The sequence below is a fragment of the Pseudodesulfovibrio sp. lm2024 genome (assembly GCF_051175575.1).
Taxonomy (GTDB): domain Bacteria; phylum Desulfobacterota; class Desulfovibrionia; order Desulfovibrionales; family Desulfovibrionaceae; genus Pseudodesulfovibrio; species Pseudodesulfovibrio caledoniensis.
On record NZ_CP195092.1, the window covers coordinates 585617 to 610307 of the forward strand.

Sequence of the window (24691 nt, forward strand, 5' to 3'; positions counted from 1 at the left end):
ATGATTACTTTAACAAAAGGTAATTTGCTAAAGTCTGATGCCGAAGCCTTGGTGAACACAGTGAATACTGTCGGTGTGATGGGCAAAGGAATTGCGCTGCAATTCAAGAAGGCATTTCCAGAAAACTTCGAGCAGTATGCCAAAGCGTGTAAGCTTGGTGTGGTTGTTCCTGGCTCTATGTTTGTGACCAAGACTACAGACTTAATTGACCCCAAATTTATAATCAATTTCCCCACTAAGAAGCATTGGAGAGGGAAGAGTAAGGTTGAATATATCGAGGAAGGATTAAATGCCCTTGTTAAGGTTGTGCAGGACAAGCATATTAAATCAATTGCTATCCCTCCGTTGGGTTGCGGGCTTGGAGGACTACCCTGGGAGACGGTTCGTTCATTAATTGAAGGGGCTTTCGCCTCATTGCCTGATGTGGATGTTTATCTTTATCCCCCTAAGGGGGCTCCAAGTGCGAAGTCCATGCCCAATAGAACTGTTAAGCCCAAAATGACCCCAGGCAAAAGGTCCTTGCTAAGTGTTTTGTCTCACTACGCTTCAATGCGTTTCGATCCAGAGTTTACACTTATTGAAACCCAAAAGCTTTCTTACTTTTTACAAATAGCGGGTCAACCTCTTAGATTGAATTTCGTCAAGTGGTTATATGGTCCATATGCTACCAATTTAAGGCATGTGATTAATGCATTGGAAGGGCATTACTTAACTGGATGGGGTGATGGAGATGAGCGCCCTCTAGTAAAGCTTCAGCTCATCCATTCAATGCAAAGTAAGATTGATGATGGCCTAAAAAAGGATCAAGAGCTTTCAGATCGGATTGAAAGAGTTCTCGATTTGGTCGAAGGTTTTGATTCCCCTTATGGTCTTGAATTGTTGGGAACAGTTCATTGGGTGATTACTCAAGAACTTGAATGCGAAGTTGAGCCTGAAAAAGTATATGATTCCATTAGTAAATGGACCGACAGAAAGAGCAGGATGTTTCAACGCTCACACATCGACCTTGCGATTGAGCGATTGGAATCGAAAGGCTGGCTTCAAGAGTGTGCTGTTTAGTGATCGCTGAGAGTTGGCATTGCCCTTTATCCCATGATGGTAATCCAATTGGTAGAAGTGGGTCCACTTTGTTGGACCACTGAGCAGCGTTTTTAAGGTGGACCGGTTAACGAGCTACGCCGCTTGGCGGGGCCAAGCCGTGGTATTGGGGTGAAGCGCATCCGGCAAAAAAAAGATGACGGATCAATTGGGAAGCGATATGAGTTGCTCAATCGTCGCAACCGCCGCCTGCGGTTGCGGAACGCCCGGTTCGGCCGGGCGATGCGCGATTGAATACCATCATGCAAAAATCCAAGATCCTGGCCGCCATAGTACCGAAGACCATACAGCACTATCTTGCTTATATGGTCGCCGGGCTGGTGCTGACCCAAATTGCGATCACCTGGTTTCTGGTCTCCGACCTCACCTCGTCCATGCTCCGGGAGCAGATCGGCCAGCGCGCGCTGCAGATCGCCCAGTCCATCGCCCAGATGCCCGCCATCGCGGAGGAATTGCAGCACAAGGACCCGAACGGGAAAATCCAGGTCCTTGCCGAGCGGATACGCGAACTGACCGGCGCCGCCTACATCGTCGTCGGCGACGCGCACAACAAGCGGTACTCCCATCCCGTGCCGGAGCGGGTCGGCAAGACGTTCGTGGGCGGGGACACCGGCCCGGTCCTCAACGAGGGCAAGTCCTATGTCTCGGAGGCGGTGGGCACGCTCGGCCGGTCCATCCGGGGATTCGTTCCCGTCCACGCGAGTGACGGCGGGATCATCGGCTTCGTGTCGGTCGGTTATCTGGCGACCAGCGTCCAGAAAAGCATAGCGGACCACATGCAGCGTCCGCTTCTCTTCATCGCCCTGTTGACGATAGTCGGATTCGGCATCACGGCCGGGATCACGCGTCATCTCAAGAAGATCACCCTGAACCTCGAACCGGCGGAGATTACGAATCTCTACCTGGAGCGGGGCGCGGTCCTTGAAACCATCCGCGAGGGCGTCATCGCCACGGACCACAAGGGCGTGATCCGCCTGGCCAACAAGGCCGCGCTCAAATACACCTGCTTCAATTCCTCGGAACTGGTGGGCAACCACATCGACGACGTCATTCCCTGCGCCGGGATGAAGCACGCCCTGACCACCGGGGAGAGCGAGTACGACCAGGAACGGGTGGTCAACGGACAGGAGCTCATCTTCAACATCGTCCCGGTCCTGAAGGACAAAGAAGTCAAGGGGCTGGTCGCCAGCTTCCGGCGCAAGGACGAATTGGACAGGATCTCCCACGAGCTCTCGAGCATCCAGGAATACTCGGAGCTCCTGCGGGGGCAGACGCACGAGTACTCCAACAAGCTCCACACCATCGCGGGCCTGATCCAGATCGAGGCCTACCAGGAGGCGCTCGAACTGGTCACCCGGGAGTCCTCGGGCTACGAGGACATCATCCGCTTCCTGAACAAGGCCGTGCCCCACCCGGTCATCGCCGCCATCGTGCTCGGGAAATTCAACCGGGCCATGGAACTGAAGATATCCTTTGAGATCGACCAGGACGGCACCATGGTGGACGTGCCGGATTGGATCAAACAGGAAAAAATCGTTACCATTGTCGGGAACCTGCTGGACAACGCCTTCGAGGCCGTCCTGGAGCAGGGCAAGGACCGGCGGCATGTCTTCCTCTCCTTCACCGATCTCGGCAACGACATCGTCTTCGAGGTCGAGGACACCGGCTCGGGCATCCCGGAGGAGCGGATGGACGTCATCTTTGAAAAGGGCATTTCCTCCAAGGGAACCCTCAGGAGAGGGCTGGGGCTGTATCTGGTGAAACAGCGCCTGGACGAGCTCGGCGGCTTCATCTCCGTTTCGTCGGGGGAGTTCGGCGGCGCGCTTTTCTCCGTCATCATTCCGAAAACCAGGTGTATCGTCGGATGAGGAATATCGAAGTCGTCATTGTCGAGGATGACCCGCGCATCGCGGACCTGCACCGCCGGTTCACCGAGCGGGTCGAGGGGTTTTCGGTCGTCGGCATCGCCCAGGGGCTCGAGGACGCCCGGGTCATGATCGGACTGTACAAGCCCGACCTGATCCTGCTCGATCTGTATTTCCCGGAGGGCACCAGCCTCGACCTGCTGCGCGAAATCCGCACCCAGGGCATCGAGACCGACGTCATCCTGATCACGGCGACCAAGGAGATGGGCCCGCTCAAGGACGCCCTCAGGGGCGGCGTGTTCGACTACATCATCAAGCCGGTCATCCTGGACCGGTTCACCGCCTGCCTGGACAAGTTCCGGGAGTACTTCCGCCGGCTGCGCACGGACGGCACCGTCGAACAGCGGGACGTGGACAGCATGCGCAATCTCAACCCGACCCTCTCCCTGTCCGAACCCCCGGCCGAGGACCTGCCCAAGGGCATCGACGCGCTGACGCTGAAAAAGATCAAGGCCGAGTTCGAGGGCGAAGGCCTGGACGCCGGACGCGGCGCCAGCGCCGAGGAGATCGGCGAACGCATCGGGGCCAGCCGGTCCACGGCCCGCCGCTACCTCGAGTACCTGGTCTCCATCAAGTTCATCTTCCCGGACGTGGCCTACGGCTCGGTGGGCCGCCCCGAGCGCCGCTATTTCAAGCACTGAGCCGGTTCACGGCGGGGCTTCCGGGCAGCCAGGCGGTCGGCGGTTTCGCCAGCGCCCGCGCCGTGAACAAAATGCCCAAAATCCATTTTAGGGACAGTATACCCTTTAAACAGCCAATCTGTTTTCTGTCCTTTTTTATCATACGTACATCCTACCAAGTCAGAAGGGTTGCACTCCAATCTAACCTTAAGACTGCCTTTGGCAGGAGGATGTATGAGACGTATCTTGACGGTCGCCTGCGCGATCATGCTGGCTGTTGCCCTTTCCGTTCCCGCGTTTGCCGGACAAATTGTCCTGAAACTCGGCCACATCGCCGAGCCCGTCCACCCGTATGGCCAGGGGGCCGAGAAGTTCGCCGAACTGGTCAAGGAGAAGTCCGGCGGCGATATCGTGGTCAAGGTCTTCCCCTCCTCCCAGCTCGGCGGGCAGAAGGACCTCATCGAGGGGCTGATCTTCGGCACCGTCGACATGGCTCTGGTCGGCACCGCCGTTCTGGGCCAGTTCCAGCCGCAGATTTCCATCTTCGACCTGCCGTTCCTCTTCCAGGATCGCCCCCACGCCTACCGTTCCCTCGACTCCGTCGGCATGGAGCTGGGCAAGGCCCTGGAGCCCAAGGGCATCAAGCTGCTCGGCTACATGGAGAACGGCATCCGCCACCTGACCAACAACGTCCGCGAGGTCAGGACTCCGGCCGATATGAAGGACCTCAAGATCCGCGTCATGACCAACAAGATATTCATCGCCATGATGAAGTCCCTCGGCGCGTCCCCCACCCCCATGGCTTTCGGTGAGCTCTATTCCGCCATGCAGCAGGGCACTGTGGACGGCCAGGAGAACCCCAGCGCCCACATCTGGACCAAGCGGTTCTTCGAGGTCCAGAAGTACGCCTCCCTGACCGCCCACGCCTACTCCCCGGAACCGGTGGTCATGTCCATGATAAGCTGGTCCAGGCTCTCCCCCGAACAGCAGCAGATCCTCAAGGACGCCGCCAGGGAAGCCATCGACTGGCAGCGCGAGCTGTCCGCCGAAAAGGATGCGGAATACTGGAAGCTCATTGCCGACACGGGCAAGATCAAGATCACCGAGGTCGACCGCAACGTGTTCATGGAAGCCACCAAGCCGGTGTACGAGGAATTCGCGCCGGTCGTGGGCCAGGACAACATCGACAAGATCAACGCGCTGCGCAAGTAGTCATATCGGGATGGGGCCGGAGGTTTTCTCCGGCCCCGTTTCATAGGAGGGTTTCCCGATGGATGCGTTGTTCAACAAATTGCGTTCCGTCCTCTACTGGATTTCCGTGTCGTCCATGACGATCATGCTCGGACTGATCTTCATGCAGGTCGTCACCCGCTACATCTTCGGCATCACCTTCGAATGGTCCGAGGAGCTGGCGAGATTTCTTTTCGTCTGGGTCGTCTTTCTCGGCTCGGCCCTGATCATGGGGGAGAGCGGCCACCTGGCGGTCCAGATCCTGCCCACCAAGCTGGCCGGAACAGGCACCGGGCTGGCGCTCGAGGTGTTCGTCAACCTGTGCAGCTATGCCTTCACCATGCTGCTCCTGGTGCAGGGGGCCAAAATGACTTCGGTCATGACCTTCCAGACGGCTCCCGGGCTCGGCGTCTCCATGAGTGTCGTCTACTCCATCATTCCGATCAGCGCGTCCCTGATGATCCTCTACCTGATCAAGGACACCCTGAATATCTTCAAGAAAATCCGGGAACACCGGGGTTAGGAGGTCGTTATGGAAGCGGTACTGCTTTGCGTCTTTCTCGGCCTGACATTCCTGGGAGTGCCCGTGGCCTACGCGCTGGGCCTCTCGGTTTCCGTCATTCTCTACCATTACATGAACATGCCGCAGGTCATGATCACCCAGGTCATGTACTCGGGCATCGACTCGTTCTCGTTCATGGCCGTGCCGTTCTTCATGCTCGCGGGCTCGTTCATGTCCGCGGGCGGCGTGACCAAGCGGCTGGTCAACTTCTCCCAGGCCTTGGTGGGTTCCTTCACCGGCGGGCTGGCGCAGGTCGTGGCGGTCTCGGGCATGTTCTTCGCCGCCATCTCCGGTTCCTCGGCGGCCACCACCGCGGCCATCGGCTCGACCATGGTCGATGAGATGGAGAAGAAGGGCTACCGCCGCGAGCTGGCGACCGGCATCGTGGCCTCGGGCGGAACGGTCGGCATCGTCATCCCGCCGTCCATCACCCTGGTGGTCTACGGCGTCATAGCCGGGTCCTCCATCGGTGACCTGTTCGTCGGCGGCCTGGTCCCCGGCCTGCTCATGGGGCTGACCATGTGCCTGGTCAGCTACTTCATCGCCAAGAAGGAGGGTATTCCCTCCGAAGGGTCCTTCTCGTTCGTCAACCTGCTCAAGGCGTTCAAGGATTCCTTCTGGGCGTTGATGACGCCGGTCATCATCATCGGCGGCATCTACGGCGGCATCTTCACCCCGACCGAGGCGGCGGCCGTGGCCGCGGTCTACGGCATCTTCGTCGGGTTTTTCATCTACAGGGAACTGACCCTCAAGGACTTCCCCCGGATCATCTTCCAGGCGGTCATGGGCACGACCATGATCATGTTCATCGTCGGCGCGGCCAAGGTCTTCGGCTGGATGCTCACCAACCTCGAGATTCCCCATCACATCGGGGAATACATCGTGTCCCTGACCAATTCGCCGGCCGTGTTCCTGCTCATGATGAATCTGCTGCTGCTCTTCATCGGCACGCTCATCAACGCCTCGGCGGCGGTGGTCATCCTGACCCCGATCTTCCTGCCGGTGGCGATGAAGCTGGGCATCGACCCGCTGTTCTTCGGCGTGTTGATGGTCGTCAACCTGGCCATCGGCTGCATCACGCCGCCGGTGGGTCTGGACCTCTTCGTGGCCAGCGCGATCACCAAGGTCCCCCTGGAAAAGGTCATGAGGGCTTCGGTTCCCTATCTGGCGGCCCTGCTCGCCGCCCTGTTGCTGATGACGTTCTGTCCCCCGATCATCACCTTCCTCCCGAACCTGTTGCAGTAGGGCATTACCCCGGCACCGCCGGGCGACTGTTTGAATAACGGGCCCCGCCGCATCATGGGATGCGGCGGGGCCTGCCCGCTTTGTACGACTTTGGCCGCTCCCGGACGCAAACAGGGCGCAGAGGCAAAACCTCTGCGCCCTGTTCGTTTCAACGGGGATGAATGCGGGCCGCCGGGAGCTATCCGTTGGCCGCGGCGAGGCAGGCGGCCCGGAGCCTTTCCTTTATGTACCGGACCATGTCGTCGTCGCCCTCGTAGAGGTCGAAGCATTTGGCGTCTTCGCCCATCAGGCCGCCGGGGACCTCGTCGCCCAGTTCCTTGGGATCGTCCACCAGGTCGTTGTAGAAGCAGACCGACAGCCAGCGGTCGGCCGGGTCGTCGTCGATGACGTCGACCATGGCGAACAGGTTGCGCTTGGTCTGGTTCTCATGGGCGGCGCGCAGGGAGTAGGTGATGCCGGGGCGGGGCACGAAGTCGAGCTTGATGCCGTCCAGACCTTCGAGGTGCGCCTTGAGGGTCGTGAAGCAGTCCTTGGTCTGGTTGGGGTCCGCTGTCCAGGTGTCGAGAAAGGTTGCCAGTTGGTCGGCGAGCAGGGTGTCCATGGGGTGGGATCTCCTTGAGATGCGATTCTCCGGTTGCGGGGGAACGGCCAGGGGCGTTCCTGGCCGCGAGCGTTCCTTGGTCGGGACGAAACGGGTCCGCCGCCAGTGCCTATACTTGGTGAACGCCCGGCCTTCAAGGGGAAGGTGGGGCGGCATGGGCGTCTCGCGCGCAAAAGAAGCGGCCCGAGTAAGGCCCGGAGGAAGGGAAGGCGAGGCAGGGGGGAGCTCTGTCCCGGCCTTGCGGCTGGCGCGAAATTGTCGAGCCCGTACGCGGCACCCTCTTGACAGGGATTTTTTTGCGGTCTAGGTTTGTTCAACATTTAGGAATGGAGTCCAGTATTTTGGAAAAGAGCAAAATGTCGACCCTGCAACGGGCCATGGTGATTATGGAATACCTCTCCGAGCACGGGGGTGCGCCCGCCTCGGAGCTCATCGAGCACTCGGGCATTCCCAAGAGCACGGCGTACCTGCTGCTCAAGGAGATGCAGCAGCTCGGGCTGGTCTCCCAGGACGACCGTGGCAACTACCGGCTGTGGGTGCGCCTCATCGCCCTGGGCGAACGCGCCTCGGAGCAGCTGGACATCCGCGACACGGCCAGGCCCCACCTGGAGGCGTTGATGAACCGCACCGGGCTGCTTTGCCATCTGGGCATCTTCGACGGCGACGCCGCCTACTATATCCTCAAGATCGAATCCCAGAGCACCATCAGCGTGCGCTCCTACGTGGGCAAGCGTCTGTCCCTGCACCGCTCGGGCGTGGGCAAGTGCCTGCTGGCCTGGCAGCCGGAGTCCGTGCGCAGGGCGATCATCGCGGGCACGGATTTCAAGCCGGTCACGCCGACGACCATCGTCTCGGCCGAGGCCCTGGAGGAGGATCTGGCCAAGATCCGGCGCGAGGGCTGGGGATTCGACAACGGCGAGGATGTCTCGGCGGTGCGCTGCGTGGCCGCGCCCGTGTTCGACGGGGCGGGCGGGGTGGCCGGAGCCATCTCCGTGGTCGGGACCTCCATGCAGGTGGCCGACTCCATGGTGGCCTCCCTGGCCGAGCAGGTGCTGGCCTGTGCGCGGGACATTTCAAGAGATTTGGGCTGGACGGAATCCTAGGCACGCGCGGTGCGCGCCGGAGGGGCTCCCCGGCCTCGACAACCTGTTACATTGGAGGACCAAGATGATTCTTCCGAAGATCAAGGAGATCAGGGCCTACTACTGCGGCGGCGCCACGGCCAAGGCCGCCGGTGGCGGCGGCGACTACCACGACCAGGCCGGAGGGCACTGGATCGACGACCACATCGCCACGCCCATGAGCAAGTACAAGAAGTACGAGCAGTCCCGCCAGTCCTTCGGCATCAACGTGCTGGGCACGCTGATCGTCGAGGTGGAGGCGGACAACGGCGTGACCGGCTTCGCCATCTCCACGGGCGGCGAGATGGGCTGCTTCATCGTCGAGAACCACCTCAACCGGTTCATCGAGGGCCGCTGCGTCAGCGACATCAAGCTGATCCACGACCAGATGATCAACGCCACCATGTACTACGCCGGTTCCGGCGGCATCGTCATGAACACCATCTCCTGCGTGGACCTGGCCCTGTGGGACCTGTTCGGCAAGGTGCTCGACACGCCGGTCTACAAGCTGCTCGGCGGCGCGGTGCGCGACGAGATCCGGTTCTACGCCACGGGCGCGCGCCCGGACGCGGCCAAGGAGATGGGCTTCATCGGCGGCAAGATGCCGACCCACTGGGGTCCGCACGACGGTGACGAGGGCATCCGCAAGGACGCGGCCATGGTCGCCGAGTACCGCGAGAAGTGCGGCCCGGACTTCTGGCTGATGCTCGACTGCTGGATGAGCCAGGACGTGAACTACGCGGTCAAGCTGGCCCACGCCTGCGCCCCCTACAACCTGAAGTGGATCGAGGAGTGCTTCCCTCCGCAGCAGTATGACAGCTACCGCGAGCTCAAGCGCCAGGCCCCGGCCGGGATGCTGGTCACCACCGGCGAGCACCACGGCACCATCCAGTCCTTCGCCACCCTGTCCGAGACCGGTGTGGACATCATGCAGCCGGACGTGGGCTGGTGCGGCGGACTGACCACCCTGACCGAGATCGCGGCCATCGCCAAGTCCCACGGCCAGCTGGTCGTGCCCCACGGTTCCTCGGTCTACTCGCACCACGCGGTGATCACCTTCACCAACACCCCGTTCAGCGAGTACCTGATGACCAGCCCGGACTGCCTCGAGGTCAGGCCCCAGTTCCACCCGCTGCTGCTCAACGAGCCGGTGCCCGAGAACGGCCGGATCACCAAGGAGACCCTGGACAAGCCCGGTTTCGGCGTGGAGCTGAACCGCGAGTGCGACCTGGTCCGGCCCCACACTCACTAGGAAATGGTGATGGACTATACGATGCGGATCGTGGCGGGCGGCGAGATGGAGCCCGCAACGAACATGGGCCACCAGGTGGCAGCCCGGTAGCCCACTCTCCCAACGTAAAACGGTATCACGCAATAGGAGAAAACCATGTCATCAAACTTGGAGCAGGTTGTCAATAAAACCCGCCTGCGCCTCATTCCGTTCATGTTGATGCTCTACATCCTGGCCTTCCTCGACCGGGCGAACATCGGTTTCGCCAAGGCGTCCTACCAGTTGGACACCGGGTTGGGCGACGGGGCCTTCGCCCTGGGCGCCGGGATATTCTTCGTGGCCTACGCCTTTTTGGGCGTGCCCGCCAACCTGCTCATGCGCAAGTTCGGCGCCCGCGCCTGGATCGGCGGCACGACCCTGGTCTGGGGCGTCCTGTCCGCCTCCATGGGCTATGCCGACTCCGAGTGGAAGTTCCTGCTCGTGCGCAGCCTGCTCGGCGCGGCCGAGGCGGGCTTCTTCCCGGGCATGATCTACCTGACCTCCCAGTGGTTCCCCCAGCGCAGCCGCGCGGGCATCATGGGGCTGTTCTACATGGGCGCGCCCCTGGCCCTGACCCTGGGCTCGCCCCTGTCCGGCGCGCTGCTCGAGATGCACGGCTTCCTGGGCCATCCGGGCTGGTACTGGATGTTCGTCATCGAGGGGGCGCTGGCCCTGATCGCCGGTTTCGCCACCTTCCTGTACCTGGACAACTCCCCGGCGGAGGCCCGTTTCCTCGTCCTCGAGGAGCGTGAACTGCTGGCCGAGACCCTCAAGGCCGAGGAGAGCACCAAGGCGACCTCGAAGATCAGCGACGCCGTCAAGCGCTGGCCCGTGTGGCACCTGGCCATCATCTACATGATCATCCAGATCAGTGTGTACGGCCTGGTCTTCTACCTGCCCACCCAGGTGGGTGCGCTCATGGGCACCACGGTCGGCTTCAAGGTCTCGCTCGTGGCCGCCATCCCGTGGGTGGCCGCGCTGTTCGGCACCTACTACATCCCCCGGTACTCGGACCGCACCGGCGAGCGGCGCATCACCGCCGCCATGACCCTGCTCGTGGCCGGTCTCGGCCTCGGCGTCTCGGCCTTCGCCTCCCCGGGCGTGGCCATCGTCGCCCTGTGCTTCGCGGCCGCCGGCTTCATCGCCGTGCAGCCCGTGTTCTGGACCATGCCCACCAGCCTCCTGTCGGGCGCGGCCCTGGCCGCCGGTATCGGCTTCACCAACATGTTCGGCGCGTTCGGCGGCTTCCTGGCCCCGAACATCAAGGCCCAGGCAGACATCTTCTTCGGCAACCACATGGCCGGTCTGGTCACGCTGGCGATCATCACCGTGTGCGGTTCGGCGGCCATCCTGGCCCTGCGCTCGAAGAAGGCTCCCCAACCCGTGCCCAGCGAAGGCTGATCCACGGGTCCACAACAAACGAGATAGACAATGATACCCAAGAACAGATTCAAAGAGGCGATCGCCAAGGGAGAGGTGCTCTACGGCCTGTGGCTGAGCACCGCATCCCCCTACATGGCCGAACTGGCGGCCGGAGCCGATTACGATTGGCTGCTCATCGACGGCGAACACGCCCCGAACACGATACAGACGGTGCTTGGCCAGCTGCAGGCCGTGGCGCCCTATCCGGCCTACCCGGTGGTCCGTCCCCTGGAAGGGAATACGGCCCTGCTCAAACAGGTCCTGGACGTCGGCGCGCAGACCGTGCTGGTGCCCATGGTGGACACTGCGGAAGACGCCAAGCGCATGGTCGCGGCCCTGCGCTATCCGCCCAACGGCCAGCGCGGGGTCGGGGCGAGCATCGCCCGGGCGTCCCGCTGGGGCCGCGTGAGCGGCTACATGGCCAAGGCCGAGTCCGAACTCTGTCTGCTGGTCCAGGTGGAGAGCCGCGAGGCCCTGGGCAACCTGGACGAGATCATGGCGGTCGAGGGCGTGGACGGCGTGTTCATCGGCCCGGCCGACCTGTCGGCCTCCATGGGCCACCCGGACGACGCGGGCCATCCCGAGGTGCAGGCCGCCATCGAGGACTGCCTGAAGCGCATCCGCGCGGCGGGCAAGGCCGCCGGAACCTTGTGCACGGACCCGGACGCGGCCCGCAAATGCATCGAGTGGGGCGCCAACTTCGTGGCCGTGGCCGTGGACACCGTGTCCTACGTCGATGCCCTGGATGCGGCCCTGGCTCCCTTCAAGCCGACCGGCCGGGAAGCGGAAGAGAAGCAGGGCTATTAAGCGCAACAAAATCGCAACCTCCACCGGCCTCGGGCGGCGGCGTCAGCCGCCCCCGGGGTCGGCCTCAGGTCCTTTTGCTCCCGTGGGACGACGGCGGATCAAAGCCCGCCGTCGTCCCACGCTTTTTTCCCGCATGGCCCCCAGTCCGGAGGGCGTCGGACCGGTCTCCACCTCGGCCGTTCTTGTAGCGGCTCTACCGTATCAAAACATTGCTTTTTTTATCGCGCGGGCGTAATTTCCTTTTGAATTCGCCGGTATTATCCGTTGCCCCGGCGTGGGGCCCGGTAAGACGGCATGTCATTTAGGAGGAGAATTTTTCCATGCGTAAAATCGTGCTCAGCACCGTTCTTGCCCTTGCCATCGCGCTCTTTGCCGTGCCCGCTCTGGCCGAGGGCCCGGTCAAGACCCTGCCCGGCGACATCACCCTGGCCCAGGCCCGGGCCGTTCTCGACACCGCCCTGGAAAAGGCCGTTGAGACCAAGGTGCCCGTGAACATCGCCGTCGTGGACGCCGGCGGCAACCTCAAGGCCTTCTATCGCCAGGAAGACGCCTTCATCGGCAGCATCGACATCTCCATCAAAAAGGCCGTCACGGCCCGTTACTTCAACATGTCCACCCGCACCCTGGGCGCCGTGTCCGTGCCCGGCCAGCCCCTGTACGGCATCGAGGCCAGCAACGACGGCCTGATCCTGTTCGCGGGCGGCGTGCTGCTCGTGGACAAGAACAACGTCATCGTCGGCGCCGTCGGCGTGTCCGGCGGCACCGTGGACGAGGACGAGGTCATCGCCAAGGCGGGTGCGGCCGCCCTGCTCAAGTAGCGTCCGCCGTCAATCACCTGCAATTCGAACGGCCCGGCCCGGAGTTTCTCCGGGCCGGGCCTCGTCGTTGCGGGCAGGGCGGATTCTCCGGCGGTGTTGACAAGTATGCAACTGTGTTGCACGATGTGATCAGTTTGCCTATCTCGACAAGGCCGTACCGCTGCATCTGGAGGTTGTCATGAAGGTTTTCGATCTGATGAAAAAAGCGCTCCCCGTGGTGCTCGTGCTGTTGATGGCCTGGGCCGGGCCCGCCCTGGCGGCAGGGCCGGTGAAGGCGTTCGTGTCCATCCTGCCGCAGAAATATTTCGTGGAACGCATCGGCGGGGACCTGGTGGACGTCGAAGTGCTGGTCCTGCCCGGTGCCAACCCGCACATGTACGAGCCCTCGCCGAGACAGATGACCGCCCTGACCCGGGCACAGGTCTATTTCGCCATCGGCGTCAACCTGGAGGAGGTCTGGCTGCCCAGGCTGGCCGATGCCAACCGTACCATGCTCGTGGTCAAGACCCAGGAGGGCGTGGAAAAGATCCCCATGGCCGAGCACCACCACGATGACGGGGACGGCCACAAGGCCGCGCACGAGGAGCATGAAGGCGAGGAGCACGGCATCCTCGACCCGCACATCTGGCTCGACCCGGTGCGGGTCAAGATCGTCGCGCGAAACACCTGCGCCGGGCTGATCCAGGTCGAGCCCGCTCACAAGGATGCGTTTCAGGCCAATCTGGCCGCGTTCCTCAAGGAGTTGGACGACCTGAACGAGGCCATTGCCGGGAAGCTGGCTCCTCTGCCTGCGGAAAAACGGACCTTCATGGTCTTCCATCCGTCCTGGGGCTATTTCGCCAAGCGCTACGGGTTGACCCAGGTGGCCATCGAGGCGGGCGGCAGCGAACCGAGCCCCCGGCATCTGGCCGAGATCATCGAGCACGGCCGGGAGCTGGGCGTGGGCGTGGTCTTTGTCCAGCCGCAGTTCTCCCGGCGCAGCGCCGACGTCATCGCCTCGGAGCTCGACGCCAGGGTCGTGCCCCTGGACCCCCTGGCCGAGAATTGGAAGGACAACCTGCTGCACGCGGCCGACGCCTTTGACCAGGCCCTGCGCTAATCCCGTCCGGAGGGTGTCATGACCAAGCACGATACCGCCGAAGCCGCCCGGGAGTTCCTGGAGCGGACCGGCCTGGAGCCGACCCTCAACCGTATCCTGGTGCTGTCCGCCGTGGCCGCCGGACAACATCCCATGACCGCCGCCGAGGTCCTGGCCGCGATCCTGCCCGAGCACCGCATCAACCGGGTCACGGTCTACCGTATCCTCGACCTGCTGGCCGAAAAGGGCGCGGTCAACCGCTTCAGCACCAGCGAGCGCGTCCAGCACTACTGCGTGGGCCGCGACCACAGCCATTTTCACTGCACCGGCTGCGGCCGCGTCCAGTGCATCGCCAACGAACAACTCCACTTCGATGAAACCGCCGTGGCCAACGCCCTCAACCTGGCCGTCAGCCACGTCGACCTCCACCTCGAAGGCCTCTGCCCCGCCTGCGCCCGCGCCGCAGGGTAGGGCGGAGGAGGCCTCCGGCGGCCGGGGGAAGGGGGAAAGGGACCCCTTTGAAAAGGGCTTCCCTGTGCAACCGGAAACATGGGTAACACTTCTGCCCGGGTACATGGGTAACACTTTTATTGTTCGTCTACCGGTTCCGGGGGCCTGATCAGGCCCCCGGAACCGGAGGCGGGCAAGATGCCGAGCAGGACTGATCCGGCGTAGATGTTCAAGTCGCCGGCGCGGTTTTCCAGAAGGCCGATCAGACTGCCGGCCAGGCCCTGGCTGATGTACCGCCTGCGGCCCCTCCACTTGATTTCCCCGGTGTTTTTGACCCGCCGGACAGTGTGCTGTGCGGCGTATTGAAAGTCCGGTATTTCAGCTGGATATCTTCTCTCCGATCGGACGTAGACCTGGGCTGGGACGGCCATGCCCAACGCTTCATGGGGCCTGTTGTGGTTGTAGTGCCGACGCCAGGCGCGGAAGCGGCGCTGCTGTTGCCGCAGCCCTCTGCCCAGGCGGATTTCCCGCTTGAGGCTGCGGTGCATCCGCTCGTGCGCCCCGTTTTGTTGCGGCTTGCCCGGCTCGATAAACTCCACGTCGATCCCCAACCGCAGCCAAAGAGCACTCAGCCGGGACAGGCCGCCCGCTCCCGCCCCCGCGAACGGCGTTCCGTTATCCACGCGGATTATTTCGGGCAGGCCGAATCGGGCGAAAGTCCGGTCGAAGGCCTCCCGCGTGGGCGCGAAGGCGGGCCGGGACAGGGCCTCGCACCCCACGAGAAATCGGCTGTAACTGTCCATAATCGTTAATGGATAGCAGGTGCTTCCGCAAAGCATCCTGAACCAGCCCTTGTAGTCGACGCTCCAGACGTGGTTGGGATGCTCGGGCTCCGTCAGCGTGTCTGGCCATTGCCGAAACCGGGCGTTGCGCCGCCTGCGCGCCTTGACCAGCCCCGCGTCCTTGAGGATGAGGGCGATGGTGCTGTGGGAGGGAGGCCGGAGCCCCCGATTGCGCAGCTCACCGGCGATCTTGCGCGGCCCGATGCCCGGCCACGCCTTGCGCAGGGCCACGACGGCCTCCCGCATTTCAACAGGCGTCCTATGCGGACAACCGCGCGGCCTCCTGGTCAGCTCCATGAATCCGAACTTGCCGAGTTCATGGTATCGTTTCAGCCACTTGTATCCTGTTTTTCGACTGATGCCGTACTTGCGGCACAATGCCGACAGGGCCTCGGCGCCAAGCTGCGCCTCCATCACAAACAGCCATCGTTGATCCATAGGTCTGACCTCATTCCAGGGCATGGGCACCTCCAGGCTCTCATGCCCAAAGTGTTACCCCTGTTCCCGGGCTAATGTGTTACCTATGTACCCGGGCTGTACCCCCTCTCCCCTTCCCCCGGACCCCCATCCCCCTTTCCCTCCGAAACTTTTTATAGCCGCCTTCGGCGGAGCGTGAGCACTAGGGTGCAGTTTTTTCTCATGAACAGCGACAGCGGCTCTCGCCATGCACGGTGTCAGGCTTTCGAGAGTGGTGCAGCCGTGCATTTCAAGTGAATTGTAGGCGAGTATTCGAGCCGTACAAGATCTTGTGCCCCAGGTATAGCGAGGGGGTGCTTCACCACAGCGTAGTCCCCCAACGTGAGGATGAAACACCCCCTCGGAAAATGTGCGGATGCGCCGCTATCGGAAGCCGCGCGCAAAAGAAGGCAAAAAGAAAGGCTCCATGGCGGTGATTGGAGCCTTTCGGGGGGAGTTCCCGGCGGGGATTGCCGGGAAAACAATTGATGTCGTTCTTGGTGCTCATACACTCATACTTTTATGCCAAATACAATAGGGGAACGTCCTGATGTTGCCTCCCTTTGCCGGGAGAAATTCCCATTCGGTAAAATAAAACCGCCCGGCAGGACCGGGCGGTAGGGAAAGTGGATAGTTTATTGTTTGTATTCAGTCGGTTAGTCGCCGAGGAGCTTGCGGGCGATGTCCAGGTCGTAGAGGGCCAGCGGATTCCGGTCCGTGTTCTTTTCGCGGAACATGGCCGCCGCGGCCTGGATGGCCCCGTAGGGGACCCACTGGTGTTTCTCCCAGATGACCGGCTCGTCGGGGTTGTAGAGCCGAAATTCGATTTCCCCCTCGTTGTCGCGCACGTACATGCGCACCTCGGGGTGCTGCAGGGAAGGGGTGTAGTAGACGCCGCGTTCATCTTTCATGGCGTGTTCTCCTAGGCTTGGAAGTTGAAGCGGACCGTGTCGCCCGTGTCGTAGACCTTGACGTTCATGGCGCCGAGCAGCACCCGCAGGGGCCTGCCGAAGAAAAAGTCGTTCAGTTCGGCGGGCATGCCGGATTTCTGCGGCACCAGGCGGCGCATCTCCATGTCGTAGGCAACCATCTCCCTGAGCGCTTCGCCGGCCTCGCGGTCACCCTCGCGGGCGGCCTTGGCCAGGTCCTCCATGCGCGACGGCGGACAGCGGCGGTCGTGCTCGGCCATGAGTTCGAGCAGGGGGTGTCCTTCGGGCAGCAGGTCGGCGCGGGACAGCCGGTCTTTGCCGTACATGGCCTGGAGCGGGGCGGTGTCCTCGCAGAACAGGGCCTCGCACTCGGCGGGGCGGGTCTCGTACACGCCGCAGAGATTGCTCTCCGGGCTTAAATAGAGGCAGGTCCAGGTACTGCCTTGCCCCTTGATCTTGAGCATCTCTGCCGTCAGCGGCACGATCTCCTGCCGGGGCTGGTCAAAAACCCATTCCCCGACGCGCAGGGTGACGATGTCGGCCAGGGGGATGGTGCCGTCCTGGATGAGCGGAATATCCTGGGTGTGGAGGGCCGGGCCGCCTTCGCGGCAGCACTTCCCGCAACACCGGCATTGCGGTTCATTAGTGTTTGGAATTTGCAAGTTTGTGTTGCTCCTTATACCCTTTTGCGGTAACGCTTATGGCGGTCCATATCCTGTGCCAAGGGTCCGATACTCCGGCTCGGCCGCGAAGGCAAGACCGGGGGTGGCAAACGATCCCGAAATCAGGTTGTCTAATGAGTCCGCAAACTGTGGGTTGACAATGGTTTCTTGGATATTTCGGTTGACAGAAAACCGAACGGTCCAGTACATTATCAGCCCTGCATACCTTGTGAATATTGGCGCAATTGCCGTTATTCCAGGTGGTTGCGTTAAGTAGGTAAGGCGTTCTGGCTCTGGGTGAATTTTTTCACCATTTGCCGGCCCGGGCGCAAAAATGGTTGATGGCAACATCTTAATCAAACAATGGAGGTTAAGGGAATGGCGAAACACAAAACTCCTCTGTTGGATCAGCTGGAAAGCGGCCCGTGGCCCAGCTTCGTATCCGACATTAAACAGGAGGCTGACGCTCGAGCCAAGAACGAGAAGGGTCTGGATTACCAGATCCCCGTCGATTGTCCCGACGATTTGCTGGGTGTTCTCGAAATGTCGTACACCGACGGTGAAACCCACTGGAAACACGGCGGCATCGTCGGCGTCTTCGGTTACGGCGGCGGCGTTATCGGCCGTTACTGTGACCAGCCCCAGATGTTCCCCGGCGTCGCTCACTTCCACACTGTCCGCGTGGCTCAGCCCAACGGCAAGTGGTACAACACCGAGCTGCTGCGCAACCTGGTCAAGATTTGGGACCTTCGCGGTTCCGGCCTGACCAACATGCACGGCGCCACCGGCGACATCGTGTTCCTGGGCACCACCACCCCGCAGCTCGAGGAGATCTTCTGGGAACTGACCCACGACCTCGAGATCGACCTCGGCGGCTCCGGCTCCAACCTGCGTACCCCGGCCACCTGCCTCGGCATGTCCCGTTGCGAGTACGCCTGTTACGACTCCCAGGAGCTGTGCTACAACCTGACCCAGGAATACCAGGACGAGCTCCATCGCCCGGCGTTCCCCTACAAGTTCAAATTCAAGTTCGACGGTTGCCCCAACGGTTGCGTTGCCGCCATCGCTCGTTCCGACCTTTCCTTCATCGGCACCTGGAAAGATGAAATCAAGATCAACCAGGAAGTCGTCGCCGCCTACGTCGGCGGTGAGATCGCTCCCAACGCCGGCGCCCACGCGGGCCGCGACTGGGGCGCGTTCGACATCCAGAAGGAAGTCGTTGACCTGTGTCCGTCCAAGTGCATCTCCTACGATGGCAAGCTGACCATCGACAACAAGGAGTGCGTCCGTTGCATGCACTGCATCAACACCATGCCTCGCGCCCTGAAGATCGGTGACGAACGCGGCTGCTCCATCCTGTGTGGCGCCAAGGCCCCGATCCTCGACGGTCCCCAGATGGGTTCCCTGCTCGTGCCTTTCATCGAAGTCAACAAGGACGACGATTACCAGGCCATCAAGGACATCGTCGAAAACATCTGGGATTGGTGGATGGAAGAGGGCAAGAACCGTGAGCGTATCGGTGAGACCATGAAGCGTCTGGGCATGGCCGCCCTGATCGACGCCGCTGGTGTCCCGGTTGACGCCCGCCAGGTCCAGGAGCCTCGCCACAACCCCTACATCTTCTGGAAAGCCGAAGATGTCGAAGGTGGTTGGGAACGCGATATCAACGATTTCCGCAAGCGTCACCAGCGCTAAAAAGAGGAGTGTATCAATATGGCTTTTATTTCTTCTGGGTACAATCCCGACAAACCGATGGAAGGTCGGATCTCCGACATCGGACCTCGTCACTTCGGTGAGTATCTGCCCCCGGTTATCAAAGAAAACTTTGGTAAATGGGACTACCATGAGATCATCGAGCCCGGCATCCTGCTGCACGTGGCCCTGTCCGGCGACAAGACCTACACCGTCCGCGCCGGTACCGCCCGCCTGATGTCCGTCACTCATATTCGTGAAATCTGCGACATCGCCGACAAGTTCTCCGGCGGTTACGTCCGTTTCACCACCCGTAACAACCTCGAGTTCCAGGTCGAGACCGAAGAGGCCGCCAAGGAACTCAAGGCTTACCTGAACGACCAGAAGTTCCCCGGCGGCGCTTACAAGTTCCCGGTCGGCGGCACCGGTGCCGGTGTGACGAACATCGTCCACACCCAGGGTTGGGTCCACTGCCACACCCCGGCTACCGACGCTTCCGGTACCGTCAAGGCCACCATGGACGTCGTCTTCGACGACTTCACCGACATGAAGCTGCCCGCTCCGGTGCGCATCTCCATGGCCTGCTGCCTGAACATGTGCGGCGCGGTGCACTGCTCCGATATCGCCATTCTCGGTATTCACCGCAAGCCGCCTCTCATCGACCACAAGTTCCTCGACAACCTGTGCGAGATTCCCCTGGCCGTGGCCGCCTGCCCCACCGGTGCAGTCCGTCCGTCCAAGGTCGAGCTCGACGGCGAGACCTACAAGACCGTCGCCATTAAGGAAGAGCGCTGCATGTTCTGCGGTAACTGCTACACCATGTGCCCGTCCCTGCCGCTGTCTGACGGCGAGGGCGACGGTATCGCCATCATGGTCGGCGGTAAGATCTCCAACCGTATCACCAAGCCCGCCTTCTCCAAGGTCGTGGTGCCCTTCGTGCCCAACGAGCCGCCTCGCTGGCCCACGCTGACCAAGGTGATCAAGAAGATCCTCGACACCTACGCTCAGGATGCCAACAAGTACGAGCGTCTGGGCGACTGGGCGACCCGCATCGGTTGGGAGCGTTTCTTCGAGAAATGCGACCTGCCCTTCAGCGAGCACCTGATCGATGACTTCCGTGATCCGGCGTACTACACTTGGCGCCAGACCACGCAGTTCAAGTGGTAAGATAATGAAGATTCGGGGTACGGCGACTCCGCCGTACCCCGTCTTTATGCAACAATAAGGAGTCCGTCATGGCACTCGATCCCGAAGCCGGAAAGGCTGAAATCCTCAAGTTCTGCGAAGAGAAGTCCGCGTCGAAGACCAAGTTCTACTTCAACGACTTCACCAAGCTCTTCCCGGATGAGAAGAGCCGCGCTGTTAAAAAACTCCTGACCGAACTGGTCCAGGAAGAAAAGATGGTGTTCTGGTCCTCCGGGTCCACCACCATGTACGGCCTGGCCGGTGTCGGCAAGCAGGCCCACTCCGAGGGCGAAGATTAATCTTCGTTTCTGATCGGTTTTCAAGCCTTGCCCTCGTCCACAGGATGACGGGCAAGGCTTTCTTGGTTCATTAAGCCCGGTTTCAAACGTGTCCGAATCCATCCCGCGCATACTCCTGGCCGGATTGTCCGGCGGCACCGGGAAGACCATCGTCTCCCTGGCCTGCGCCCGCGCCTTCACGCGCCGGGGGCGGGTGGTAGCCCCGTTCAAGAAAGGCCCTGACTACATCGACGCCCAGTGGCTCGCCCTGGCGGCCGACCGCCAGTGCTCCAACCTGGATCCCTTTTTCCACTCCCGCGACGTCATCCGCTCCCTGTTCTTTCACCGCTCCAAGGGGGCGGACCTGAGCCTCATCGAGGGTAACCGCGGGCTGTTCGACGGCATGGACGAACAGGGCTCCTGCTCCAGCGCCGAGCTGGCCCGCATGCTCGACTGCCCGGTGGTCCTGGCTATCGACTGCACCAAGATGACCCGCACCGTGGCCGCCATCGTCCAGGGATGCGTCGGGTTCGAGCCCGGCCTGAACCTGGCCGGGGTCATCCTCAACCGCACTGCGGGCGAGCGGCATCGGGCCGTGCTGCGCCGGTCCATGGAGACCTATTGCGACGTGCCGGTGCTGGGCATGCTGCCCAAGATGAAGAACCCCATCCCCGAGCGCCATATGGGGCTCATGTCCGACCAGGAGTACGACGGCTCGGCCCATCTGGACCGGTTGGCCGACGCCGCCGCCGAGTGGCTGGACCTGGATTCCATCTTTGAGGCCGCGCAGGCGGCCCCGGACTTCGGCCCCGAGCCCGGTCCCATATTTCCCGGCCCCCCGGCCGAAAAGACGGCGCGCATCGGCTACGTGCACGACGCGGCCCTGTGGTTCTACTACCCCGAGAACCTTGAGGCCCTGGAACATGCCGGGGCCGAGCTGGTCCGCTTGAGCCTGCTGGACGGCGAGCCCTGGCCCGAGATCGACGGGCTGTACCTCGGCGGCGGGTTTCCCGAGGTCTTTGCCGAGCGGATAGCGGCCAACCGGCCCGCGCTGCGCTACCTCCGGTCGCTGGCCGAGTCGGGCATGCCCGTCTACGCCGAGTGCGGCGGGTTCATGGTTCTGTGCGACCTGCTCGAGATCGACGGCCGCAGCCATCGGATGGCAGGCGTTTTTCCTCTGACCACGTCTTTCTGTCCCCGCCCGCAGGGATTGGGCTACACCGAGGCCGAGGTGGTCGAGGACACGGTCTTCTTCCCCAAGGGCGCGCGCGTCCTGGGCCACGAATTTCACTATTCCATGTGCGTGTCCGACGGCGCGGCCGACCTGCGCCACGGGCTGCGCATGATCCGCGGCCAGGGCAGCGCGCTCGGCCGCGACGGCTTCCTGCACAAGAACACCTGGGCCGGATACAACCATATCCACGCCCTTGCCGTGCCCGGCTGGGCCGAGCGGTTCGTGGCCGCCGCGGCCGCCCGCCGGGGAGGGGAGCGGTAAACCCCTTGTCTCGGCATGGTCTTTCGTGAGACACTGCCGCCACACAATCACCCACTCCTACAAGCGAGTATTTAGAATGAGTATACCGTTCATTGACCTGAAAACGCAGTACAGGCAGATCGAAGATCAGATCAAAGCCAATATCGAAGGCGTCCTGGAACACGGCGCCTATGTCATGGGCCCGGAGATCCGGGAACTCGAGTCCAAACTGGCCGACTACGTGGGCGTGTCCCACGCGGTGAGCTGCTCGTCCGGCACCGACGCCCTGCTCATGTCCCTCATGGCCCTGGGCGTGGGCCCGGGGGACGCCATCTTCACCACCCCGTTCACCTTCATCGCCACCGCCGAGGTGGTCGCCCTGCTCGGCGCGACCCCGGTCTTCGTGGACATCGACCCGGTGACCTTCAACATCGACCCGGACGACCTGCGGCGCAAGATCCGCTATGTTCGCGAGAACCGCAAGGACCTGACCTCGCGCGGCGTCATCGCCGTGGATATCTTCGGCCAGCCCGCTGACTACGACGCCATCGAACCCATGGTCCACAACTCCGGCCTGTTCCTGCTGGTGGACGCGGCCCAGTCCTTCGGCGCCATCTACAAGGGCAAGTCCGTGTGCGCCCTGGGCGATCTGGCCTGCACTTCGTTCTTTCCGGCCAAGCCGCTGGGCTGCTACGGCGACGGCGGCATGGTCTTCGTCAACAACGAGGAACTGCACCAGCTCCTGGTCTCCGTCCGCGTGCACGGCATGAGCCCCACGGACAAGTACGACAACGACCGGCTGGGGCTGACCGCCCGCATGGACTCCATGCAGGCCGGCGTGCTCCTGGCCAAGTTCGGCATCTTCCCCGGCGAGATCGAGAAACGCCAGGAAGTGGCCGCCCGCTACGCCGAGCTCTTGTCCGAAGTGGACGGCCTGACCCCGCCGTCCGTGCCCGAGGGCAACGTTTCGGTCTGGGCCCAGTACTGCGTGCTGGCCCGGGACACCGAGCAGCGCGCCGAGATCATGGGACGGCTGTCCGAGGCGTCCATACCGTCGGTCATCTACTATCCCAAGCCGCTGCACCTGCAGACGGCGTTCGCCGATCTGGGCTACTCCATGGGCGACTTCCCGGTGTCCGAGGACGCCTCCTCGCGCATCTTCGCGCTGCCCATGCACCCCTACCTGACCGCCGAGGATCAGGAAAAGATCGTCAAGGTCCTCAAGGGGTAGGGCGCGTGTCCAGGTTGACCTGGGGCGGCATGGTCCGGGTGCTCAAGCCGGTCATGGCCGGGGTGGCCCTGGCCTATCTGGTCACGGGGTTCGTGGACGGGCCGCCGCCGGTCAACTTCAGTCCGGAGAGCCCGCACACGGCCAAGCAGACGGAGATCGTCGAGCCCCAGGCCGAACTGGTCATCGAGCGGAACATCCTCAAGCTCGGCTCCCTGCTGACCTTCCAGGCCGAGAACCCGGCCCTGGTGCGGCAGCAGGCCTCGCCCAACGAGGGGCTGGGCATGTTCTACGACCCCGGCGTCCAGGCCCCCTCGGGCCAGGACGGTACGGCCGCAGGCCAATAGGCCCGGCCCGGCGGCCTCATTTGCCAGGCGCACCGGGCTTTGGTAAGGGGTAAGCCCCTAACGACATCACGCCGGGCGCGACCCGGCACAAAGGAGCGTATTCATGATCAAGATGGAAACCAGCATGGGCGACATCGTCATCGAACTCGATTTCGAGAAGGCCCCCAAAACAGCGGCCAACTTCCAGCAGTATGTGGAAGAGGGCTTCTACGATGGCCTGATCTTCCACCGCGTGATCTCCAATTTCATGATCCAGGGCGGCGGCATGGACCCGGACATGAAGGAAAAGACGACCCGCGAGCCCATCCAGAACGAGGCCAACAACGGCCTGACCAACGACAAGTACACCCTGGCCATGGCCCGGACCATGGACCCGCACTCCGCCTCGTCCCAGTTCTTCATCAACGTCAAGGACAACGGCTTCCTGAACTTCTCTTCCGAGACCCCCCAGGGTTGGGGCTACGCCGTGTTCGGCAAGGTCGTGGAAGGCCAGGACACCGTGGACAAGATCAAGGACGTGGCCACCGGCCGCCACGGTTTCCACGACGACGTCCCGCTCGAGCCCGTGGTCATCGACAAGGCCACGGTCGTCGAATAGCGGCCGATTGCTCCCCGGCCTTCGGGCGCGGGAGACGCGACGATCCAAATAAAAGGCGCGCCCTGTTACGGGCGCGCCTTTTTTGCCGTGTGTAAGGTGGTCGCTAGACCATCAGGTTCAGGCCGGAGTAGGCGGCGCTGCTCCCGCCCATGGCCAGCAGGCCGCCGCCATCGAACCAGCTTGTCGGATTGGTGTTGTCCGCGTACCACCAGGCCATGGACTGCTGCCGCATGCTGGTCATCATCTGGCTCTGCGAGAGCTGGCTGGAAGCCGTGGCGGTCAGTTTGCCCAGCTGGATGATGTCCCGGAACTCCTTGACCTTGTCAGGGTTGTCCTCGAAATATTTGTTGATGATATCCGCGTTCTTGGTGGAGGCCGGGACCGTGACCTTGCCCGTTTCCGGGTCGTAGGTCATGGCGAATTCGGTGGACACGTCCACGCCGAGCTTCTTCAGGTCGGCCATGACCTCGCGGTCCCACTTGTCGCCGAGTTTCTCCCGGTAGTCCTGGACATCCTGGAAGGAGAGCCGGTTGTCGTCCCCCTTGGGAATCTGGTCCAGGATGGACGAAATTTCCGAGGCCAGGCCCGAGGACCCCGCTTTCTTGGAGCTTTCCTCGTCCATCTTCCTGGCCTGTTCGCGAAGCTGTTTCTCCTCGATCGAGCCGCGAAGCAGCGTATAGGTGTTGGTGATCAGATCCCGTCCGATGGATGTTGTCGACATGCTTACTCCCGCTGTTGCCGTTTCTCATGAGG

At 62.2% G+C, this 24691-nt stretch carries 25 protein-coding genes; 20 read left to right on the forward strand and 5 right to left on the reverse strand.

The window, feature by feature from the left end; translation table 11 throughout:
• The 6 genes from darG to ACR42D_RS02685 all read left to right on the forward strand — a co-directional run bounded on the left by darG (position 1) and on the right by ACR42D_RS02685 (position 6680).
• Positions 1-1059, forward strand: a complete 1059-nt coding sequence (darG, locus tag ACR42D_RS02660) for a type II toxin-antitoxin system antitoxin DNA ADP-ribosyl glycohydrolase DarG (RefSeq protein WP_484565318.1) — start codon at positions 1-3, stop codon at positions 1057-1059.
• 281 nt (positions 1060-1340) lie between these two features.
• Positions 1341-2966, forward strand: coding sequence for an ATP-binding protein (locus ACR42D_RS02665; protein ID WP_484565319.1), 1626 nt, complete (start codon positions 1341-1343; stop codon positions 2964-2966).
• Entirely contained in the window at positions 2963-3664 is a 702-nt protein-coding gene (locus tag ACR42D_RS02670; RefSeq protein WP_484565320.1) for a response regulator, read from the forward strand. Before ACR42D_RS02665 ends, ACR42D_RS02670 begins: the two co-directional genes overlap by 4 nt.
• Positions 3665-3877: 213 nt before the next feature.
• Complete coding sequence (locus ACR42D_RS02675; protein ID WP_484565321.1) at positions 3878-4855, forward strand: TRAP transporter substrate-binding protein; 978 nt, start codon at positions 3878-3880, stop codon at positions 4853-4855.
• Positions 4856-4913: 58 nt separating this feature from the next.
• A complete protein-coding gene (locus ACR42D_RS02680) occupies positions 4914-5396 on the forward strand; it encodes a TRAP transporter small permease (RefSeq protein WP_484565322.1) in 483 nt (160 codons plus the stop codon).
• 9 nt (positions 5397-5405) lie between these two features.
• Complete coding sequence (locus ACR42D_RS02685; RefSeq protein ID WP_484565323.1) at positions 5406-6680, forward strand: TRAP transporter large permease; 1275 nt, start codon at positions 5406-5408, stop codon at positions 6678-6680.
• A gap of 178 nt (positions 6681-6858) precedes the next feature.
• On the opposite strand, the gene ACR42D_RS02690 is transcribed toward ACR42D_RS02685, so the two are convergent.
• The gene (locus ACR42D_RS02690; protein ID WP_484565324.1) at positions 6859-7281 is read right to left on the reverse strand and encodes a hypothetical protein; all 423 of its coding nucleotides are present in this window, start codon (positions 7279-7281) and stop codon (positions 6859-6861) included.
• 356 nt (positions 7282-7637) lie between these two features.
• On the opposite strand from ACR42D_RS02690, the gene ACR42D_RS02695 reads away from it, so the two are divergent.
• The 7 genes from ACR42D_RS02695 to ACR42D_RS02725 all read left to right on the forward strand — a co-directional run bounded on the left by ACR42D_RS02695 (position 7638) and on the right by ACR42D_RS02725 (position 14268).
• On the forward strand, positions 7638-8384 hold the full coding sequence (locus tag ACR42D_RS02695) for an IclR family transcriptional regulator (protein WP_484565325.1): 747 nt from the start codon (positions 7638-7640) through the stop codon (positions 8382-8384).
• Positions 8385-8448: 64 nt separating this feature from the next.
• Complete coding sequence (gene rhmD, locus ACR42D_RS02700) at positions 8449-9654, forward strand: L-rhamnonate dehydratase (protein ID WP_371386870.1); 1206 nt, start codon at positions 8449-8451, stop codon at positions 9652-9654.
• 135 nt (positions 9655-9789) lie between these two features.
• Positions 9790-11073 (forward strand): MFS transporter, encoded by a 1284-nt coding sequence (locus tag ACR42D_RS02705; RefSeq protein WP_484565326.1) that lies wholly within the window; start codon positions 9790-9792, stop codon positions 11071-11073.
• 30 nt (positions 11074-11103) lie between these two features.
• Positions 11104-11901, forward strand: a complete 798-nt coding sequence (locus ACR42D_RS02710) for an aldolase/citrate lyase family protein (protein WP_484565327.1) — start codon at positions 11104-11106, stop codon at positions 11899-11901.
• A 320-nt stretch (positions 11902-12221) separates the two neighbouring features.
• Positions 12222-12719 carry a GlcG/HbpS family heme-binding protein gene (locus ACR42D_RS02715; RefSeq protein ID WP_484565328.1) on the forward strand — a complete coding sequence of 166 codons (498 nt, stop codon included), beginning with the start codon at positions 12222-12224 and terminating at the stop codon, positions 12717-12719.
• A 178-nt stretch (positions 12720-12897) separates the two neighbouring features.
• Positions 12898-13818, forward strand: coding sequence for a metal ABC transporter solute-binding protein, Zn/Mn family (locus tag ACR42D_RS02720; protein ID WP_484565329.1), 921 nt, complete (start codon positions 12898-12900; stop codon positions 13816-13818).
• An 18-nt stretch (positions 13819-13836) separates the two neighbouring features.
• Positions 13837-14268, forward strand: a complete 432-nt coding sequence (locus tag ACR42D_RS02725; RefSeq protein WP_484565330.1) for a Fur family transcriptional regulator — start codon at positions 13837-13839, stop codon at positions 14266-14268.
• Between the two features lie 116 nt (positions 14269-14384).
• Here the strand turns inward: ACR42D_RS02725 and ACR42D_RS02730 are convergent, their stop codons facing one another.
• From ACR42D_RS02730 to ACR42D_RS02740, 3 genes are all read right to left on the reverse strand, one after another.
• Positions 14385-15527 (reverse strand): IS481 family transposase, encoded by a 1143-nt coding sequence (locus ACR42D_RS02730; RefSeq protein WP_484565331.1) that lies wholly within the window; start codon positions 15525-15527, stop codon positions 14385-14387.
• Positions 15528-16201: 674 nt separating this feature from the next.
• Positions 16202-16456, reverse strand: coding sequence for a hypothetical protein (locus ACR42D_RS02735; RefSeq protein WP_484565332.1), 255 nt, complete (start codon positions 16454-16456; stop codon positions 16202-16204).
• An 11-nt stretch (positions 16457-16467) separates the two neighbouring features.
• Complete coding sequence (locus ACR42D_RS02740; protein ID WP_484565333.1) at positions 16468-17136, reverse strand: YkgJ family cysteine cluster protein; 669 nt, start codon at positions 17134-17136, stop codon at positions 16468-16470.
• Between the two features lie 378 nt (positions 17137-17514).
• Here ACR42D_RS02740 and dsrA point away from each other — a divergent pair, with 378 nt between their 5' ends.
• From dsrA to ACR42D_RS02775, 7 genes are all read left to right on the forward strand, one after another.
• Positions 17515-18831 carry a dissimilatory-type sulfite reductase subunit alpha gene (gene dsrA / locus ACR42D_RS02745; RefSeq protein ID WP_484565334.1) on the forward strand — a complete coding sequence of 439 codons (1317 nt, stop codon included), beginning with the start codon at positions 17515-17517 and terminating at the stop codon, positions 18829-18831.
• Between the two features lie 18 nt (positions 18832-18849).
• Positions 18850-19995, forward strand: coding sequence for a dissimilatory-type sulfite reductase subunit beta (gene dsrB, locus ACR42D_RS02750; protein WP_484565335.1), 1146 nt, complete (start codon positions 18850-18852; stop codon positions 19993-19995).
• 68 nt (positions 19996-20063) lie between these two features.
• A complete protein-coding gene (locus ACR42D_RS02755; RefSeq protein WP_071545912.1) occupies positions 20064-20312 on the forward strand; it encodes a dissimilatory sulfite reductase D family protein in 249 nt (82 codons plus the stop codon).
• An 88-nt stretch (positions 20313-20400) separates the two neighbouring features.
• Positions 20401-21786, forward strand: coding sequence for a cobyrinic acid a,c-diamide synthase CobB (locus ACR42D_RS02760; protein ID WP_484565336.1), 1386 nt, complete (start codon positions 20401-20403; stop codon positions 21784-21786).
• Between the two features lie 76 nt (positions 21787-21862).
• Complete coding sequence (locus tag ACR42D_RS02765) at positions 21863-22996, forward strand: DegT/DnrJ/EryC1/StrS family aminotransferase (protein ID WP_484565337.1); 1134 nt, start codon at positions 21863-21865, stop codon at positions 22994-22996.
• Positions 22997-23001: 5 nt separating this feature from the next.
• Positions 23002-23340 (forward strand): hypothetical protein, encoded by a 339-nt coding sequence (locus tag ACR42D_RS02770; protein WP_484565338.1) that lies wholly within the window; start codon positions 23002-23004, stop codon positions 23338-23340.
• Between the two features lie 103 nt (positions 23341-23443).
• Positions 23444-23938: a peptidylprolyl isomerase gene (locus ACR42D_RS02775; RefSeq protein WP_484565339.1), complete on the forward strand. Its 495-nt coding sequence runs from the start codon at positions 23444-23446 to the stop codon at positions 23936-23938.
• Between the two features lie 103 nt (positions 23939-24041).
• Here the strand turns inward: ACR42D_RS02775 and ACR42D_RS02780 are convergent, their stop codons facing one another.
• A complete protein-coding gene (locus ACR42D_RS02780; RefSeq protein ID WP_484565340.1) occupies positions 24042-24659 on the reverse strand; it encodes a hypothetical protein in 618 nt (205 codons plus the stop codon).
• Between the last annotated feature and the right edge of the window lie 32 nt (positions 24660-24691).

Excerpts from the sequence above, each read along its gene's own strand:
- ACR42D_RS02755 (WP_071545912.1), top strand. The coding sequence starts at position 20,064 with ATGGCACTCGATCCCGAAGCCGGAAAGGCTGAAATCCTCAAGTTCTGC.
- ACR42D_RS02680 (WP_484565322.1), top strand. The coding sequence starts at position 4,914 with ATGGATGCGTTGTTCAACAAATTGCGTTCCGTCCTCTACTGGATTTCC.
- ACR42D_RS02710 (WP_484565327.1), top strand. The coding sequence starts at position 11,104 with ATGATACCCAAGAACAGATTCAAAGAGGCGATCGCCAAGGGAGAGGTG.
- ACR42D_RS02780 (WP_484565340.1), bottom strand. The coding sequence starts at position 24,659 with ATGTCGACAACATCCATCGGACGGGATCTGATCACCAACACCTATACG.
- ACR42D_RS02670 (WP_484565320.1), top strand. The coding sequence starts at position 2,963 with ATGAGGAATATCGAAGTCGTCATTGTCGAGGATGACCCGCGCATCGCG.
- ACR42D_RS02695 (WP_484565325.1), top strand. The coding sequence starts at position 7,638 with ATGTCGACCCTGCAACGGGCCATGGTGATTATGGAATACCTCTCCGAG.
- ACR42D_RS02715 (WP_484565328.1), top strand. The coding sequence starts at position 12,222 with ATGCGTAAAATCGTGCTCAGCACCGTTCTTGCCCTTGCCATCGCGCTC.
- ACR42D_RS02765 (WP_484565337.1), top strand. The coding sequence starts at position 21,863 with ATGAGTATACCGTTCATTGACCTGAAAACGCAGTACAGGCAGATCGAA.
- ACR42D_RS02735 (WP_484565332.1), bottom strand. The coding sequence starts at position 16,456 with ATGAAAGATGAACGCGGCGTCTACTACACCCCTTCCCTGCAGCACCCC.
- dsrA (WP_484565334.1), top strand. The coding sequence starts at position 17,515 with ATGGCGAAACACAAAACTCCTCTGTTGGATCAGCTGGAAAGCGGCCCG.
- ACR42D_RS02705 (WP_484565326.1), top strand. The coding sequence starts at position 9,790 with ATGTCATCAAACTTGGAGCAGGTTGTCAATAAAACCCGCCTGCGCCTC.
- ACR42D_RS02730 (WP_484565331.1), bottom strand. The coding sequence starts at position 15,527 with ATGGATCAACGATGGCTGTTTGTGATGGAGGCGCAGCTTGGCGCCGAG.
- ACR42D_RS02665 (WP_484565319.1), top strand. The coding sequence starts at position 1,341 with ATGCAAAAATCCAAGATCCTGGCCGCCATAGTACCGAAGACCATACAG.
- ACR42D_RS02775 (WP_484565339.1), top strand. The coding sequence starts at position 23,444 with ATGATCAAGATGGAAACCAGCATGGGCGACATCGTCATCGAACTCGAT.
- ACR42D_RS02725 (WP_484565330.1), top strand. The coding sequence starts at position 13,837 with ATGACCAAGCACGATACCGCCGAAGCCGCCCGGGAGTTCCTGGAGCGG.
- dsrB (WP_484565335.1), top strand. The coding sequence starts at position 18,850 with ATGGCTTTTATTTCTTCTGGGTACAATCCCGACAAACCGATGGAAGGT.
- ACR42D_RS02690 (WP_484565324.1), bottom strand. The coding sequence starts at position 7,281 with ATGGACACCCTGCTCGCCGACCAACTGGCAACCTTTCTCGACACCTGG.
- ACR42D_RS02720 (WP_484565329.1), top strand. The coding sequence starts at position 12,898 with ATGAAGGTTTTCGATCTGATGAAAAAAGCGCTCCCCGTGGTGCTCGTG.
- rhmD (WP_371386870.1), top strand. The coding sequence starts at position 8,449 with ATGATTCTTCCGAAGATCAAGGAGATCAGGGCCTACTACTGCGGCGGC.
- ACR42D_RS02675 (WP_484565321.1), top strand. The coding sequence starts at position 3,878 with ATGAGACGTATCTTGACGGTCGCCTGCGCGATCATGCTGGCTGTTGCC.
- darG (WP_484565318.1), top strand. The coding sequence starts at position 1 with ATGATTACTTTAACAAAAGGTAATTTGCTAAAGTCTGATGCCGAAGCC.
- ACR42D_RS02685 (WP_484565323.1), top strand. The coding sequence starts at position 5,406 with ATGGAAGCGGTACTGCTTTGCGTCTTTCTCGGCCTGACATTCCTGGGA.